The 15,298-nt window shown below is 74.2% G+C and carries 15 protein-coding genes; 11 read left to right on the top strand and 4 right to left on the bottom strand.

Going from position 1 to position 15,298, the window contains the following annotated elements; translation table 11 throughout:
- The first annotated feature begins 146 nt into the window (after positions 1 to 146).
- From ACIRRS_RS18990 to ACIRRS_RS18980, 3 genes are read left to right on the top strand one after another with little or no spacing between them, the layout of a single operon-like run.
- Positions 147 to 716, top strand: a complete 570-nt coding sequence (locus ACIRRS_RS18990) for a class F sortase (protein WP_402972082.1) — start codon at positions 147 to 149, stop codon at positions 714 to 716.
- Positions 713 to 2,041, top strand: a complete 1,329-nt coding sequence (locus tag ACIRRS_RS18985; RefSeq protein WP_402971994.1) for an alpha/beta hydrolase — start codon at positions 713 to 715, stop codon at positions 2,039 to 2,041. Before ACIRRS_RS18990 ends, ACIRRS_RS18985 begins: the two co-directional genes overlap by 4 nt.
- Positions 2,038 to 4,584, top strand: a complete 2,547-nt coding sequence (locus ACIRRS_RS18980; RefSeq protein ID WP_402971992.1) for a bifunctional lysylphosphatidylglycerol flippase/synthetase MprF — start codon at positions 2,038 to 2,040, stop codon at positions 4,582 to 4,584. Before ACIRRS_RS18985 ends, ACIRRS_RS18980 begins: the two co-directional genes overlap by 4 nt.
- A gap of 102 nt (positions 4,585 to 4,686) precedes the next feature.
- Here ACIRRS_RS18980 and ACIRRS_RS18975 read toward each other — a convergent pair whose 3' ends face one another.
- The gene (locus ACIRRS_RS18975) at positions 4,687 to 5,127 is read right to left on the bottom strand and encodes an SsgA family sporulation/cell division regulator (protein WP_402971991.1); all 441 of its coding nucleotides are present in this window, start codon (positions 5,125 to 5,127) and stop codon (positions 4,687 to 4,689) included.
- 306 nt (positions 5,128 to 5,433) lie between these two features.
- Between ACIRRS_RS18975 and ACIRRS_RS18970 the strand changes: the two genes are divergently transcribed.
- The 5 genes from ACIRRS_RS18970 to ACIRRS_RS18950 all read left to right on the top strand — a co-directional run bounded on the left by ACIRRS_RS18970 (position 5,434) and on the right by ACIRRS_RS18950 (position 10,032).
- Positions 5,434 to 7,269 (top strand): DEAD/DEAH box helicase, encoded by a 1,836-nt coding sequence (locus ACIRRS_RS18970; protein WP_402972081.1) that lies wholly within the window; start codon positions 5,434 to 5,436, stop codon positions 7,267 to 7,269.
- A gap of 213 nt (positions 7,270 to 7,482) precedes the next feature.
- Positions 7,483 to 7,755, top strand: a complete 273-nt coding sequence (locus ACIRRS_RS18965; protein WP_402971989.1) for a TM2 domain-containing protein — start codon at positions 7,483 to 7,485, stop codon at positions 7,753 to 7,755.
- 2 nt (positions 7,756 to 7,757) lie between these two features.
- On the top strand, positions 7,758 to 8,195 hold the full coding sequence (locus ACIRRS_RS18960) for a DUF2752 domain-containing protein (protein WP_402971987.1): 438 nt from the start codon (positions 7,758 to 7,760) through the stop codon (positions 8,193 to 8,195).
- A gap of 341 nt (positions 8,196 to 8,536) precedes the next feature.
- A complete protein-coding gene (locus tag ACIRRS_RS18955) occupies positions 8,537 to 9,187 on the top strand; it encodes an IclR family transcriptional regulator (protein ID WP_402971985.1) in 651 nt (216 codons plus the stop codon).
- Between the two features lie 38 nt (positions 9,188 to 9,225).
- On the top strand, positions 9,226 to 10,032 hold the full coding sequence (locus ACIRRS_RS18950; protein WP_402971983.1) for a S16 family serine protease: 807 nt from the start codon (positions 9,226 to 9,228) through the stop codon (positions 10,030 to 10,032).
- Positions 10,033 to 10,083: 51 nt separating this feature from the next.
- On the opposite strand, the gene ACIRRS_RS18945 is transcribed toward ACIRRS_RS18950, so the two are convergent.
- Together ACIRRS_RS18945 and ACIRRS_RS18940 are read right to left on the bottom strand one after the other, a co-directional pair.
- Positions 10,084 to 10,851: an IclR family transcriptional regulator gene (locus ACIRRS_RS18945; protein ID WP_402971981.1), complete on the bottom strand. Its 768-nt coding sequence runs from the start codon at positions 10,849 to 10,851 to the stop codon at positions 10,084 to 10,086.
- Between the two features lie 164 nt (positions 10,852 to 11,015).
- A complete protein-coding gene (locus ACIRRS_RS18940) occupies positions 11,016 to 11,573 on the bottom strand; it encodes an Lrp/AsnC family transcriptional regulator (RefSeq protein WP_402971979.1) in 558 nt (185 codons plus the stop codon).
- Between the two features lie 77 nt (positions 11,574 to 11,650).
- Here ACIRRS_RS18940 and ACIRRS_RS18935 point away from each other — a divergent pair, with 77 nt between their 5' ends.
- Positions 11,651 to 12,304: a VOC family protein gene (locus ACIRRS_RS18935; RefSeq protein ID WP_402971978.1), complete on the top strand. Its 654-nt coding sequence runs from the start codon at positions 11,651 to 11,653 to the stop codon at positions 12,302 to 12,304.
- Between the two features lie 51 nt (positions 12,305 to 12,355).
- Here ACIRRS_RS18935 and ACIRRS_RS18930 read toward each other — a convergent pair whose 3' ends face one another.
- Positions 12,356 to 12,880, bottom strand: coding sequence for a hypothetical protein (locus ACIRRS_RS18930; RefSeq protein ID WP_402971976.1), 525 nt, complete (start codon positions 12,878 to 12,880; stop codon positions 12,356 to 12,358).
- Between the two features lie 161 nt (positions 12,881 to 13,041).
- On the opposite strand from ACIRRS_RS18930, the gene ACIRRS_RS18925 reads away from it, so the two are divergent.
- Complete coding sequence (locus ACIRRS_RS18925) at positions 13,042 to 13,746, top strand: response regulator transcription factor (protein ID WP_402971974.1); 705 nt, start codon at positions 13,042 to 13,044, stop codon at positions 13,744 to 13,746.
- Positions 13,743 to 15,221 carry a sensor histidine kinase gene (locus ACIRRS_RS18920; RefSeq protein WP_402971972.1) on the top strand — a complete coding sequence of 493 codons (1,479 nt, stop codon included), beginning with the start codon at positions 13,743 to 13,745 and terminating at the stop codon, positions 15,219 to 15,221. The genes ACIRRS_RS18925 and ACIRRS_RS18920 overlap by 4 nt, the downstream gene beginning before the upstream one ends.
- Positions 15,222 to 15,298 lie beyond the last annotated feature (77 nt).

Raw genomic sequence — 15,298 nt, 5'->3', positions numbered from 1 at the left:
CGATTGAATGGGTTCTCAGGAAATTCCCAGGAAGCGGGATTCCGGTTCCGGCGGGTCGACAGAGGGGAGCGCTCGTGGGCGTCCAGAGCAGGAGCCCCTGGCCGGGCACCCTCGCGGCCGGCGCGGCGCTGGTGTTCGGGGCCTGGATGCTGCACGACGGCGGCTCCCTCACCCTGCCGCCCGCCCCGGGCGCCGGGCAGGCGCAGGCCGGCTTCGCGCCGGTCTCCGTCGTCCCGCCGCTGGGCCCGTCCGCCCCCGTCCGCATCCGCATCCCGTCCGTCCGCCTCGACGCCCCGGTCACCGCGCTCGGCCTCGACGCGGCCGGCCACCTCCAGGCCCCGCCGGCCGAGGACCGCAACCTCGCGGGCTGGTACCGCGGCGGCGCGGCCCCCGGCGCCCGGGGCACCGCGATCCTGGCCGGGCACGTCGACAACAAGGCCGGCCCGGCCGTCTTCTACCACCTGGGAGCGCTCCACCGGGGAGACCGGATCGAGATCGCCCGGGCGGACGGCGCCACCGCCGTCTACCAGCTGTACGCCATCGAAGTGCACGACCGAAAGGACTTCCCGGACGAGCGGGTCTACCGCCAGGCCGCCGACGCCCAGCTGCGGGTCATCACCTGCGGCGGCGCGTACAGCGCGGAGCACGGCTACGAGGGCAACGTCGTCGCCTACGGCTTCCTGGCCGACACCACCCCGCCGGGTAAAGCCGCATGACCACGGACAACCTCGCCGCACACCTGAACCCGCTCTACTGGCCGCTCACGCACGGTCCGATCCCCAAGGCCGTCCTCCTCGCGGGTTGGACGGCGCTGATCCTGCTGGCGCTGCGCCGGGACCGCGCCTGGTGGCGCTTCGGCCTGCCCGCGGCCCTGTTCACCGCCGCCGCCGTCAGCCTGCTGCTCGGCCTCGTGGTGGACGGCTGGCTGCGCCCCTTCCCCGAGGGGACGCCCCGGAACGTCACCTGGTGGGTCGCCACCGCGCTGCTCGGCCTCTGCCTGGCCGGCTACCGGCTGCGCCGCAGCACCTGGCCGCGCCGGGCGTTCTCGCTCGGCCTGGGCGCGGTGGTGGTGCTGATGGCCTCCTCGCAGGTCAACATCAGCTTCGACATGTACCCGAACGGCCGCGTCATGCTGGCGCCCTGGCTCGACAAGCCCGTCGTCCTGGTGACCACCAAGGCCGACGAGACCGTGTCGGCCCCGCCGGAGAAGTCGCTGGAGGAGGTCTGGACGCCCCCGCCGGGCCTGCCCGCCAAGGGCACCGTCTCCCAGGCGACGATCCCGGGGACCAAGTCGGGCTTCCGGGCGCGCAACGCGTACGTCTACCTGCCGCCCGCCTACCAGGCCAGCCCGCGCCCGCTGCTGCCCGTGCTGGTGATGATCACCGGCCAGCCCGGCTCGCCGGACGAGTGGGTGCACCAGGGGCAGATCGACGAGCTGATGGACGCCTTCGCCGCCAAGCACGGCGGCCTCGCGCCCATCGTCGTGATGCCGGACCAGCTCGGCGCCCACTGGAGCAACACGCTCTGCATGGACTCGAAGATCGCCAAGGTGCAGACCTACCTGGCCGTCGACGTGCCCCGGTGGGTCGAGCAGAACCTGCAGGCCGCCACCGACCGTCGGTCGTGGGCGATCGGCGGCGCCTCGATGGGTGGAACCTGCGCGCTGCAGATGGGCGTCAACGCTCCCGACGTGTACGGAACCGTCCTGGACATCTCCGGCCAGGAGGAGCCGACGCTCGGCAGCCGGGCCGCCACCGTCAAGGCGGCCTTCGGCGGTGACGAGGCGAAGTTCGACGCGGTGGACCCCGTCCAGGTGATGGCCCGCCGCAAGTTCCCCGACACCTCCGTCGCCGTGGTCGTCGGCGACGGGGACGGGTTGTTCAGGCCGGGGCAGGAGAAGGTGTTCAAGGCCGTTCAGGGGGCAGACATGAAGGCCACGTTCGTGCTGGTGCAGAACGGCGGTCACGCGTGGAGCGTGTTCCGCACCGCCGTCACCGGGCAGCTGCCCTGGCTGGGCCGGCAGACCGGGCTGATCCGGTGAACGGGGCCGCCACCGCGCTCGTCGTCGAGCAGCGCACTCCGCGCACCGAGCGGGAGCCCGACCGGGCGCCCGTCACCGGCGAGCCCGGCTCGCGCGGGCAGCGGCTGCGCCGCGCCGCCCGGGCCCTCGGCGCCCGGCTGCGGGCCGCGCCGCTGACCATGACGCTGCTGCTCGGGCTCTGGACGATCGGCGCCGCCACCGGCAGCCTCGCCCACGGCCCGTCCGAGCGGCTGCTCGACCACGCGGGCGTCGGCCTGCCCACCCTCGCCGAGGGGCGCTGGTGGACGCCGCTGTCCTCGCTGCTGTGGTGCTCCGGCCTCGGCTCGTACGTGTTCACCAGCCTGCTGCTGCTCCTGGTCGGCCCGGCCGCCGAGCAGCGGCTCGGGCGGGCCGGCACCCTGGCGGTGCTGGTCGGCGGGCAGGTGGCCGGGACCCTGGCCGGGACGGGGCTGGTCAAGGCCGGCTCCCTCGCCGGGGAGCAGTGGACCGTCTCCGTCGCCGACCAGACCTCGATCGGGCCGGGCGTCGGCCTGTTCGCCCTGGCCGGGGTGCTCGGCTACCGGCTCACCGTGCTGTGGCGGCGCCGGCTGCACCTGCTGGTGCTGCTCGTCCCGCTGGTCATGACGCTGTACGTGGGCCACCTGCAGAGCGTCCAGCGGTGCGCCGCCGCGCTCGCCGGGCTGGGCGCGGGCGCGCTGATCGGGCGAGGCCGCCCGTACCTGCGCAGCCACCGGTCCTCGCACGCCGAGACGCGCGTGCTGGTGGCGCTGTGCCTGGTGGCGGCCGCGTTCGGGCCGTTGATCGCCTCGCTGTACGACAACGCCAGCGGGCCGTTCAACACCTTCTCCGAGCTGTACTTCTCGCACCGGCTCAGTCCGGAGGAGGTCGCCGACTTCTGCGCGGTCTCGGCGCACGACTGCGCCCGCGCGCACGCCGTCGAGCGGATCTTCGACACCCCGGGCCGGCTGATGGCCGCGCTGTTCCCGGCGCTGCTGCTGGTCCTCGCCGAGGGGCTGCGCCGGGGGCTGCGGTTCGCCTGGCGGATCACCGTGGCCACCGAGCTGCTCTGGGTGGCGCTGCTGGGCTGGCTGTACCTGGACGCCGGGCCGGTGGACCGGGACCTGGTGCAGTACTTCGTCGAGGCGATGCTGCTGCCGCTGCTGACCACCGCGCTGCTGCTGGCCACCCGCCAGCGCTTCCGGCTGCGGCTGCCCGGAGGGGCGGTGCGCCGGATCGGCCTGCTCGTCGGCGGCGCCGCGCTGGTCACCGCCGCCGCGTACGTGGGCGTCGGGCGGCTGGCCGCCGGCCAGTTCGAGCCGGGGGCGGGGGTGCGGAGCCTGGTCAACGGGCTGCCCGCGCAGTTCCTGCCGCCCGCGTACAACGACCTGCTGCCGGACTACCCGATCGCCGTCGGCCCGGTGGCGCTGTTCCTGGAGACGTACTGCGGGCTGGCGTTCTGGGTCGTCGCCCTGGGCGCGCTGCTGACCTCGTTCCGGCGCCCGGTGCCGCACACCGACGCGGACGCGGCGGCCCGCGCGAGGGCGCTGCTCACCGAGCACGGCGGCGGCACGCTCTCCTTCATCACCACCTGGGACGGCAACCACTACTGGTTCGACGAGTCGGGCCGGGCGGCCGTCGCCTACCGGCTGCTCGGCACGGTCGCGCTGACCACCGGGGACCCGTTCGGCGCCCCGCAGGCCCGCGCCGAGGCGGTGGTGGGCTTCGCCCGGTACTGCGACGCGCGCGGCTGGACGCCCTGCTTCTACAGCGTCTCCCCACAGACCAGGTCGGCCGCCGGGCTGCTCGGCTGGCGCTCGGTGCAGGTCGCCGAGGACACCGTCGTCCCGCTGCCCGAACTGGCCTTCACCGGCAAGAAGTGGCAGGACATCCGCACCGCGCTCAACAAGGCGGGCAAGCAGGGCATCACCGCCGAGTGGTGGTCGTACCACGAGGCGCCGCTGGCCCTGAAGGACCAGATCCGCGCGATCTCCGAGGAGTGGGTCTCCGAGAAGGGGCTGCCCGAGATGGGCTTCACCCTCGGCGGGCTGGAGGAGCTGGACGACCCGGACGTGCGGGTGCTGGTCGCGGTGGACGGGCAGCGGACGGTGCACGGGCTGACCAGCTGGATGCCGGTCTACGAGGACGGCGTGGCCGTCGGCTGGACGCTGGACTTCATGCGCCGGCGCTCGGAGGGCTTCCGCGGGGTCAGCGAGTTCCTGATCGCCTCGGCCGCGCTCGGCTTCAAGGAGGAGGGCGCCCGCTTCCTGTCCCTCTCCGGCGCGCCGCTGGCCCGCACCGGGCAGGAGGAGCCCACCGGGCTGCAGCGGATGCTGGACTGGATGGGCAGGGTGCTGGAGCCGGTGTACGGCTTCCGCTCGCTGCTGGCGTTCAAGGCGAAGTTCCAGCCGGAGTACCGGCCGATGTACATGTGCTACTCGGACCCGGCGGCGCTGCCCGCGATCACCAGGGCGATCGGCAAGGCGTACCTGCCGCACCTGACGCCCGCGCAGGGCGTGCGGCTGATGCGCCGGCTGTCGGGCTGACGGCCGTCCCGCCCCGCTCCATCCTCCCGGGCCCCGGACCCGGGTGGGCGGTGGCGGTGGGACGGCCGGAAGCGCGGGGCGCTCCCGGACGCCGTACCGCCGTCAGCCGAGCAGCTCGGCCAGTGCGCGGTCGGCGTCCAGGTGCAGGTGCTCCTCGCCCTCGGGGACGGCGAGGCGGCTGCGCCACAGGAAGCGCCGCAGGTCGGTGGAGTCGAACTGGATGAGCGCGGTGCCCTCCGGGGCGCGCAGCTCGACCAGGGTGCGGCGGCCGACCGCGGGCCGGACGTGGACGTCGCCGGCGCCGGAGGGCAGCTCCAGCCCGGCCGCGAGGAGCTGGCGGGCGAAGACCCAGACGATGTCGGCGGCGTCGGGGCCGTCGGTGGCGTCCCCGTCGAGGGAGAACTCGGCGGGGAAGGCCATGTGGACGGCGAGGGGGTCCTCGGGGAGGTAGGACAGGAGGACCCGGAGCCGGGCCGAGCGCTGCGCGGAGAGGATCAGGCGGGCCTGGACGGTCTCTTCGACGGATTCGACGGAGTGGTGCACGGGTGGGTCCCTTCGTTGCTGCGCGGCCGGGAGGGCAGGGTGGGGTGGGGCGGCCTCGCACTGGTGAGAGCGGTGGGAGCGGATGTGATTACCCGGTTCGGCGAGTGATTCCCTGTGATCCGGGTCACACCGATTTCCGGCCGCCCGGGCCCGGCGCGGGAGGCCGCCTGGAGGCCCGTACGGCGCCGGGCCGGTAGGCTGGGCGGGTTGTCCGACCGCCGACCGACCGCGGGGCGGGGCCTCGAAAACGCCTCTGACCTGCGATGATCCCCCTCGGAGCCCGTGAGTACCGCCGCCGCCTCCTCGATGCCGCTGTTCTCCGACGCGCCTGACTCGCAGGCGCCCGTCAGGTCGGTGGGCCATGCCGCCCCCGCCGCTTCGCACCACCTGTCGCCCGCCTTCCCCGGCCGCGCCCCCTGGGGCACCGCCGGCAAGCTGCGGGCCTGGCAGCAGGGCGCGCTGGACAAGTACATCGAGACCCAGCCGCGCGACTTCCTCGCGGTCGCCACCCCGGGCGCGGGCAAGACCACCTTCGCGCTCACCCTGGCCTCGTACCTGCTGCACAACCACCTCGTGCAGCAGATCACCGTCGTCGCCCCGACCGAGCACCTCAAGAAGCAGTGGGCCGAGGCCGCCGCCCGGATAGGGATCAAGCTCGACCCGGCGTACTCCTCGGGGCCGCTGTCCCGCGAGTACCACGGCATCGTGGTCACCTACGCGGGCGTCGGCGTGAACCCGATGCTGCACCGCAACCGGACCGAGGCCCGCAAGACCCTCGTGATCATGGACGAGATCCACCACGCGGGCGACTCCAAGTCCTGGGGCGAGGCCTGCTTCGAGGCCTTCGAGCCGGCCACCCGGCGGCTGGCGCTGACCGGGACGCCGTTCCGCTCGGACACCAACCCGATCCCGTTCGTCGCGTACGACGCGGGCAGCGACGGCATCCGCAAGTCCGTCGCCGACTACACCTACGGCTACGGGCACGCGCTCGCCGACCACGTCGTCCGCCCGGTGATCTTCCTCAGCTACAGCGGCAACATGCGCTGGCGCACCAAGTCCGGCGACGAGCTGGAGGCCCGGCTCGGCGAGCCGATGACCAAGGACCTCATCGCCCAGGCCTGGCGCACCGCGCTCTCCCCGCAGGGCGAGTGGATCCCCGCCGTGCTCCAGGCCGCCGACCGGCGCCTGAGCGAGGTCCGCAAGGCCATCCCGGACGCGGGCGGCCTGGTCATCGCCACCGACCAGAACGTGGCCCGCGCCTACGCCAAGATGCTGCGCGAGATCAGCGGCGAGAAGGTCGCCATCGTCCTCTCCGACGAGGCCGAGGCCTCGAAGCGGATCTCCGACTTCTCGGAGGGCACCTCGCGCTGGATGGTCGCCGTCCGCATGGTGTCCGAGGGCGTCGACGTGCCCCGGCTGGCCGTCGGCGTCTACGCCACCTCGATCTCCACCCCGCTGTTCTTCGCCCAGGCCGTGGGCCGCTTCGTGCGCGCCCGCAAGCGCGGCGAGACCGCCTCGGTGTTCCTGCCGACCATCCCGATGCTGCTCGGCTTCGCCAACGAGATGGAGGTCCAGCGCGACCACGTGCTGGACCGGCCCAAGAAGGAGGGCGACGGCCTCTTCGACGAGGAGGACCGGCTGCTCGCCGAGGCCGAGAGGGCCAACGACGGGCCGGACGGCGCCGGGGGCGAGGAGTTCTCGTACGAGGCGCTGGGCTCCGACGCCGTCTTCGACCGCGTGCTGTACAACGCGATGGAGTTCGGCATGCAGGCCCACCCGGGGAGCGAGGAGGAGGAGGACTACCTCGGCATCCCGGGCCTGCTGGAACCCGACCAGGTGCAGATGCTGCTGCAGAAGCGTCAGCACCGGCAGATCCAGCGCAGCAAGACCAAGCCCGCCGAGGAGGCGGACCTGCTGGAGATGCCCGCCGAGCAGCGGCCGGTCGTCACCCACCAGGAAATGCGGGAGCTGCGCAAGGAGTTGAACGCGCTGGTGGCCGCCTGGCACCACCGCACCAGCCAGCCGCACGGCACCATCCACAACGAGCTGCGCCGCGAGTGCGGGGGGCCGCTCACCGCGCAGGCCACCGCCAACCAGCTCAAGGCGCGGATCGTCCGCATCCGGGAGTGGGCGGCGAAGTAACGGTCCGTCAGAATTCCCCGGCGGACGGTCATGGCCGGGCCCGCGGGGCGGTGGGGGCAATTCGGTATGCCGAAACGTGACATGACATTTTGATATATGTGCGGGATTGATGAAGGCCGCACGTCAGTTCGCTCGGCTAGTGTTCCGCCTATCACGCCACCCGGCAGCGGTCCCGCGCCACGCCGGACATGTCATTCAAGGAGCGCAGCGAACGTGACGTACCCCCCTCAGCCCGGCCAGCCGTACCCGGGCCAGGAGTACCCGGGTCACCCGGGCTACTCGGACAAGTCGAAGATCGTTGCGGGCATCCTGCAGCTGTTCCTCGGCGGGTTCGGCATCGGCCGCTTCTACACCGGTCACATCGGCATGGGCATCGCCCAGCTCCTGACCTGCGGCGGCTTCGGCATCTGGGCCCTGATCGACGGCATCATGTTCCTGGTCAGCAACGACCGCACGGACGCCCAGGGTCGTCTGCTGCGCGGCTGACCGTGCGCACCCCGAACGACGCAGGCCGCCCCGGCTCCGGCCGGGGCGGCCTCGCCGTGCCCGCCCGCCTGCGCACCGCGGGCCTGCCGCTGGCGGCCCTGCTCGGCGGCGTGGCCGGGTCGGCGTACCTCTGGTCGCGCAACCCCCACCTGCCCGGGCAGGCCCTGCCGTTCTGCCCCTTCCGGCGCGTCACCGGCCTGCAGTGCCCCGGCTGCGGCGGCACCCGGATGGCGTACGACCTCCTGCACGGCGACCTCGCGGCGGCCTTCCACGACAACGCGCTGCTGCTGCTCTCGCTGCCGCTCGTCGCGCTGATGTACCTGACCTGGCTGCGCGAGGGGCTGGCCGGGCGCAGCTGGAGCCCGCCGCTCGGCCGGCGCGGCACGGCGGCGGTGCTCGGCACGGCCCTGCTCTGGACGGTCGCGCGCAACCTCCGGTGACCTCCGGCTCGCCCTGCCCGATGTGTCCGGTTTTCGGATCGGGTCCGAACGCGCGGCCGGACCGGCAGGGTGATCCGCCCCGGTTCGTCCCGGTTTTGCCGAGGCGTTGGCGCTGATCACGCCCGAATTTTGGACAACCACTTCCGTCCCGACATTTCCTTCACTACCTTTCCCCCACGCTCTTCCGCCGGGCGACCCCCGCGGGACGGGCTCCGCAGGGCCGCACGGGCGTCAAGGACGACATCCGTACGGTCCGAGCGCGGCCACCCCGCCTGCGCGCGACACCGACCTCTGGACCGGAGCCGCCCGCCCCGCGAGCGCCGCGGAAAGGATTGCCCGTCGTGACTGCCGAGACCTCCCAGACCCTGGACCGTGGCGTCAGGGTCCTCAAGCTCCTCGCCGACTCCGAACGCGGACTGACCGTCACCGAGCTCGCCGCCCGGCTGGCCGTCAACCGCACCGTCGTCTACCGGCTGCTCGCCACCCTCGAACAGCACGGCCTCGTCCGCCGGGACATCGGCGGTCGGGCCAGGGTCGGCCTCGGCGTGCTGCGGCTCGCCCACCGGGTGCACCCGCTGCTGCGCGAGGCCGCGCTGCCCGCGCTGCGCAGCCTCGCCGAGGACCTCGGCGCCACCGCCCACCTCACCCTGGTGGACGGCAACGAGGCGCTGGCCGTCGCCGTGGTCGAGCCGAGCTGGACGGACTTCCACGTCGCCTACCGCACCGGGCTGCGCCACCCGCTCACCGAGAGCGCCGCCGGCCGGGCGATCCTGGAGGCCCGGGGCTTCCCCAGCCAGCGGCGGCCCGAGCAGGGCTTCGTCATCACCCGCGCGGAGGAGCAGTCCGGGGCCAGCGGCGCGGCCGCCGCGCTGATCGGGCTCAGCGGCATCGAGGGCAGCGTCGGCGTGGTGATGCTCAACGGGATGGTGCCCGAGCGGGTCGGCCCCCGGGTGGTGGAGGCGGCCACCGAGGTCGCCGACGCCCTGCGGTAGCGCCCGCCCACCCCGTCGGGTGTGTTTGGATTCCCCTTGTGTCCGAGACCAAGCCACCCAAGGCCCTGACCTCCCCGCGCACCCGCACCCTGGCGGTGTGCGGGGCGCTGGTGACCGCGCTGTTCGGCGTCGCCGCGTTCGTCCCGCTCCCGTACACCCTCACCTGGCCGGGGCTGACCGCGGACACCCTGGGCAGCTACCAGGACCGGCCGGTGCTCACCGTCACCGGGGCGCCGCTGCGCACCACCGAGGGCGAGCTGCGGATGGTCACCATCTCGGCCACCAACCCGGGGGAGCGGACGAAGCTCTGGCGGGCGCTCCAGGCCTGGTTCGACCCGCACGAGGCCGTGCGCCCGACCGAGACGGTGTACCCGCAGGGCGACCCGGCCAAGGCCGAGGAGGTGACGGCCCAGCAGATGGCCGACTCCCAGGACAGCGCCACCGCGGCCGCGCTCGGCTACCTGAAGCTGTCGCCGGCCCAGGTGAAGGTCAAGGTCGACCTCGGGGACGTCGGCGGGCCGAGCGCCGGCCAGATGCTGGCGCTGGGGATCGTCGACAAGCTCGCCGGCGACGGCAAGGGCGGTGACCTCACGGGCGGGGCGAAGATCGCGGGCACCGGCACGATCGACAAGGACGGCACCGTCGGCGCGGTGGGCGGCGTCCCGCTCAAGACGCAGGCCGCGGCCCGGGACGGGGCCACGGTGTTCCTGCTGCCCAAGGACGAGTGCGCGGACGCCAAGGTGAACACGCCCGGGACGCTGCGGCTGGTGCCGGTGGGCACGCTCGCCGAGGCGGTCTCGGCGCTGGAGGCGCTCAAGAGCGGCGGCAGCGTCCCGAGCTGCTGAGGCACGTCCGCCCCCGCTCTCCCGGCCTGCCCTGCCGGGGGAGCGGGGCGGTCAGAACCCGAAGGCGGCCGAGGTGAAGTCGTCGCCGAGGCGGTCGCACAGCTGGGAGGCGATCCCGGCCAGGCGGTGCGCCTGGGCCATCGGCAGCGAGACCGAGACGGCTCCGATGCCGTTGCCCGCGACGATCGGCACCGCCGCGCCGGCCGTGCCCAGCGAGTACTCCTGGAACTGGGTGATCGGCGTCCCGCGGCGGGTGCCCTGGCGCGGCAGCAGCGGGAGGTCCGCCGGGTCGCGCAGGGTGTGCCGGGTGAAGGGGATCATCGGGTGGCGGGCCAGGTGGTCGCGGCGCTCGTCCGCGGACATCAGGGCGAGCAGGGTCTTGCCGGCCGAGTGGGCGTGTGCGCCGGCCCGGTAGCGGCGGGGGTCGACCATGGGGGCGCCGGGGGCCTCGACCGCGTCGACCAGTTCGACCTCGCCGTCGCGGTACCAGGTGAAGTAGACGGCGGCGGACAACTCGTCCGCCAGCGTGGTGAGCAGGGTGCGCAGCCGGGCCCGCCCGGTGGCCGGGCACTCCTCGCGGACCAGCCCGGCGACGGCGGGGCCCGTCCGGTAGTGGCCGGAGAAGCGCTCCAGGTAGCGGTCGTGGACCAGGGTGCGCAGCAGGTGGTACGCGGTGCCCAGGGCGAGGTCGGTGTCGCGGGCGAGCTGCTTGGCGGTGGCGCCCTTGGGGTAGCGGGCGGCGGCCTCCAGCAGGCGCAGGGCGCGCTGGGCGGAGGCGATGAGGGTGGGGGCGGCTGAGGCCGCGACGGTGCTGCTCATGCGTGGGTCACGGTGGGGGGCACGGGGTGACCGGACGCGGGGGGCACGGGTTTGAGCCGGTGGCGTGACGACATGACGAATAGTAGAACGTTCATACGTTGATCTTGCGGGAGTCGGGGGGCGGTGCCTCTGCCGAATCGGCGCATACCGCCCGAGGGACCGTCCTACTCGGCGGCCGCCTGGTCCACGAGCGGCAGGATGCGGTACGGCACCGGGTTCTCCAGGGCGATCGCGGTGGAGGAGCGGACGATCCCGTCGAAGCCGACCACCCGGTCGATCACCCGCTGGAGGTCGGCGTTGGAGCGGGCCACGATCCGCACCATCATGTCCCCGGCGCCGGTGATGGTGTGCAGCTCCAGCACCTCCGGCACGCTCGCCAGGTGCGCCCGGACGTCCGCGCCCTGGCCCTGGGAGATCTCCAGCGTGGCGAAGGCCGTCACCGGGTAGCCGAGGGCGGCCGGGTCGACCTCGGGGCCGAAGCCGCCGATGACGCCCTTGGCCTGGAGGCGGTCCAGCCGGGCCTGCACGGTGCCCCGGGCGACCTGGAGGCGTCTGGAGCACTCCAGCACGCCGATCCGGGGCTCCTCCGCCAGCAGCCGGATCAGCCGGCCGTCCAGGGCGTCGATCGCGTCGTTGATGCTGCCGCCGGGAGCGGGCGAAGACACCTGCGGGGCAGGGGAGTTGGCCGGGCCGGGTGGGCTCGGGGGGTGGGTGGCGGACATCGTCGCTCCGTCCTGGGGTGGGCATTGTGTACAGCTGCGCCGCCGATTCTCCCGCCCGGGCGCGCAGCTTGACCAGGATGAAACGGAACAGTTGCGCGGTGGTCGACCCGGCGCCACCCTCCAGCCACGACCCCGTGCAGCCCCTGCTCCGGCCGCTCGGGAGGTACGCCGACCGGGAGGCCGCCATGACCGACATCGCCGACATCGCCGCGGGGTTCCTGGCCCCCGGGGTCCCGGACGCCCCGGGGGATCCCGGGGTGCTGCGGGCGGGCCGCGCCGACGCGGTGGTGTTCGTGGTCGGCGACGCCGAGCGGGCCGCCCGCCGCTACCGGGCCGCGCTCGGGCTGCGCTGCGTCGCGTACGCCGGGCCCGAGACCGGCGAGCCGGAGACCGTCTCCTACGTGTTGGCCGCGCCGGGGACCCGGATCGTGCTCACCTCGCTGGTGCAGGTCATCGGGCCGCGCGGGCGGGAGCTGGCGGCGCACCTGGCCCGGCACGGGGACGGGGTGCTGGACCTCGCGGTGGGGGTGGCGGACGTCCCGTACGCCTACGACTACGCGGTGGACCGGGGCGCGCTGTCGCTCGCCGAGCCGTACGAGGTGCGGGACTCCTACGGGGCGGTGGTGCTGGCCGCCATCGGGGTGCCCGGGGGGACGCGGCACACGCTGGTGGACCGGAGCGGGTACGCCGGGCCGTACCTGCCGGGGTACGTGCCGTTCTCGGGGTGGTGAGGCGGTGGTGGGGCCGTGATGAGGCGGGTGGTGAGGCGGTGGTGAGGCCGCTCAGCGGACGGCGGTCTCCACGATCGGGGGGTGGCCGTTCCAGGCGACGAACACCGAGTTGGCCTCGGTGTCCCTGATGAAGTCGACCCGCATCCACATGTCGCCGTTCCACACCTTCATCTGCCAGCCCGGGTCCGGGACGGCGGAGACCAGCGTGGCCTTGTCCGGGCGCAGGTCCAGCGCGACGCGGCCGCCGGGGATCGGGTAGCTCTGCACGGTGGACGTCGGGGTGGGGGTCGGCGTCGGTCGGCGGACGGGCGTCGGGGTGGCCGGGGCCGGGGCGTGGGCCGCGGTGGTGGCCGGGGCGGGGGAGGCGGTCTGGGTGGTGGTGCGCGCCTGGTCGGGCGTGGGGGCGGTGGTGGCCGGCTGGGGGGCGCCGGCGAGCTTCGGGGAGGGCAGCGGCAGGGCGGTGGGCCGCTCGAACGCGGCGCCGCTCATCACCGCGTGCACCCCCAGCCAGGACAGCAGCACCGCAGCTCCGGTGGCCGCCACCCAGGCGCCGAGTTGTACCAGTCCGTTGCGCATCGTGCGGACATCCTGCCCCATCGGGGGGCCGGGGCGGACCCGCACCCCCGAAGTGACGCAGTCCTGTTGTGACCCATGGGAGTTGAACCTTGGCAGGTCCGAGCACGTGGTACCACCCGAGGTACAGACCACTGAGCGCCGATGGCGTACCGTGCAGGGCCATGGCAACAGTGCTCGTGGTCGAGGACGACCCCTTCGTACGCTCCGCCCTCATCCGGCACCTCACCGACACCGGCCACGCCGTCCGCAGCGTGGGCACCGCTCTGGAGGCGCTGCGCGAGGTGGCCCAGGTCGGCTGCGACCTGGTGATCCTCGACCTGGGCCTGCCGGATCTCGACGGCAGCGAGGCGCTGAAGATGATCCGGGGGCTGACCAACGTGCCGGTGATCATCTGTACCGCGCGCGACGACGAGGCCGAGATCGTCCGGCTGCTCAACGACGGCGCCGACGACTACCTGGTGAAACCTTTCTCCGGGGAGCACCTGAGCGCCCGGATGACTGCCGTGCTGCGTCGGCTCGGCGGCGGCGCGGCCCCCGCCACCCAGGTGCTGCGGGTGGGCGGGCTGGCCATCGACCTCCAGCGCCGCGAGGCCGCCCTGGACGGCAGGGCACTGGACCTGACCCGCCGTGAGTTCGACCTGCTCGCCTTCCTCGCGCGCCGGCCCGGGGTGGTCGTGCCGCGCAAGGAGATCCTCGCCGAGGTGTGGCAGCAGACCTACGGTGGCGACCAGACCATCGACGTCCACCTGTCCTGGCTGCGCCGCAAGCTCGGCGAGACCGCCTCCAGCCCCCGCTACCTGCACACCGTCCGGGGCGTCGGGGTCCGGCTGGAGGTCGCCGGAGGGCTCGCGGAGCACCGGGCATGAGGAGGTTCGGGCGCTCGCTGCGCTGGGCCTTCGTCAAGGCCGCCGTCGCCGGGACGACCATGGTCGCGCTGGCCTTCCTGATCCCGCTCGGCCTGATGGTCCAGCAGACCGCGCGGGACCGGGCCTTCACCGCCGCCGAGCGGCAGGCCGCCGCGCTCGGGCCGGCCCTGGCCATCACCACGGACCAGGACGCCATCAACCGGGCGCTGGCCAGCACGGACGCGGGCGGGCAGCGGCGGATGGCCGTCCACCTGCCGGTGCCGGCGGGCGCGGCGGTGCTGCCGGGGACGCCCGCGGGGGGCGGCTCCGGCGCCGGGTCCGCCGTCGGCGGGGGGCCGGACGGGCCGACGATCGGGGTGGTGCGCGCGGCCGCCGAGGACGTCTCCACCGCCGGGCTGCAGGGCCGGGCCTTCACCGTCGCCGTGCCCGGCGGCTACGTGCTGCTCCAGCCCGTCGCCGTCGACACCGGCCGCACCGCCGTGGTCGAGGTCTTCGTCGCCGAGGGCGACCTCACCCGGGGCGTGGTCACCGCCTGGCTGGTGCTCTCCGGCGTCGCGCTCGGGCTCGTCGCCATCTCGGTGCTGGTCGCGGACCGGATGGGCGCCCGGATCGTCGCCTCGGCCCGCCGACTCGCCACCGCCGCACGGTCGTTGGGCACCGGCAACCTCACCGTACGGGTGCCGCTGGAGGGCAAGCAGGCCGCCGACAGCCCGGAGGAACTGCGCGAGGCCGCCCACGCGTTCAACGCCATGGCCGACCGGGTCGTCCAACTCCTCGCCGCCGAGCGGGAGTTGGCCGCCGACCTGTCGCACCGGCTGCGCACCCCGCTGACCGTGCTGCGGCTCAACGCCGCCTCGCTCGGCGACGGGGACGCGGCCGACGCCACCCGGCACGCCGTCGCCCAACTGGAGCGGGAGGTCGACCAGATCATCCGCTCCGCCCGGCGCGACCCGGAGGACGCCCAGCCCGCCGTCGCCGTCGGCTGCGACGCCGGGGAGGTGATCCGCGAGCGGGTGGGCTTCTGGTCCGCCCTCGCCGAGGACGAGGGGCGGCACTGGCAGCTGGCCGGCGCCGAGTGCCCGGCGCCCGTCCCCGTCCAGCGGGCCGACCTCGCGGCCGTGGTGGACGCGCTGCTCGGCAACGTCTTCCGGCACACCGCCGTCGGCACCGCCTTCTCGGTGGACGTCCTGGCCACCGGCGGCTCGGTGGTCGTCCTGGTCGGCGACGCCGGACCGGGCTTCTCCGACCCGGCCGCCGCCCTCAAGCGCGGCGAGGGCGACGGGGGCGAGGGCTCCACCGGGCTGGGCCTGGACATCGTCCGCAAGCTCGCCGAGTCCACGGGCGGGGACCTCGCGCTCGGGCGCTCGGCGGTGCTCGGCGGCGCCGAGATCCGGCTGCGGATGCGGACCGGGCCGGCGGAGGAGGACGTACGGGCGGGGCGGCGGCGGAGCCGGGGGGCGCTGTTCCAGCGGTGAGGACCGTCTCGTTCGGGGCTCCGGCAAGGGCCTCGTCGGTGCTTCGTCGGTGCTTCGTCGGGGCCTCGTCGGAGCTT

It is taken from the genome of Kitasatospora sp. NPDC101183, from assembly GCF_044767945.1.
In the GTDB taxonomy this organism is placed as follows: domain Bacteria; phylum Actinomycetota; class Actinomycetes; order Streptomycetales; family Streptomycetaceae; genus Kitasatospora.
The sequence above is the reverse complement of the archived record's forward strand: the minus strand, read 5'-3'. Positions and strand labels throughout refer to the sequence as shown.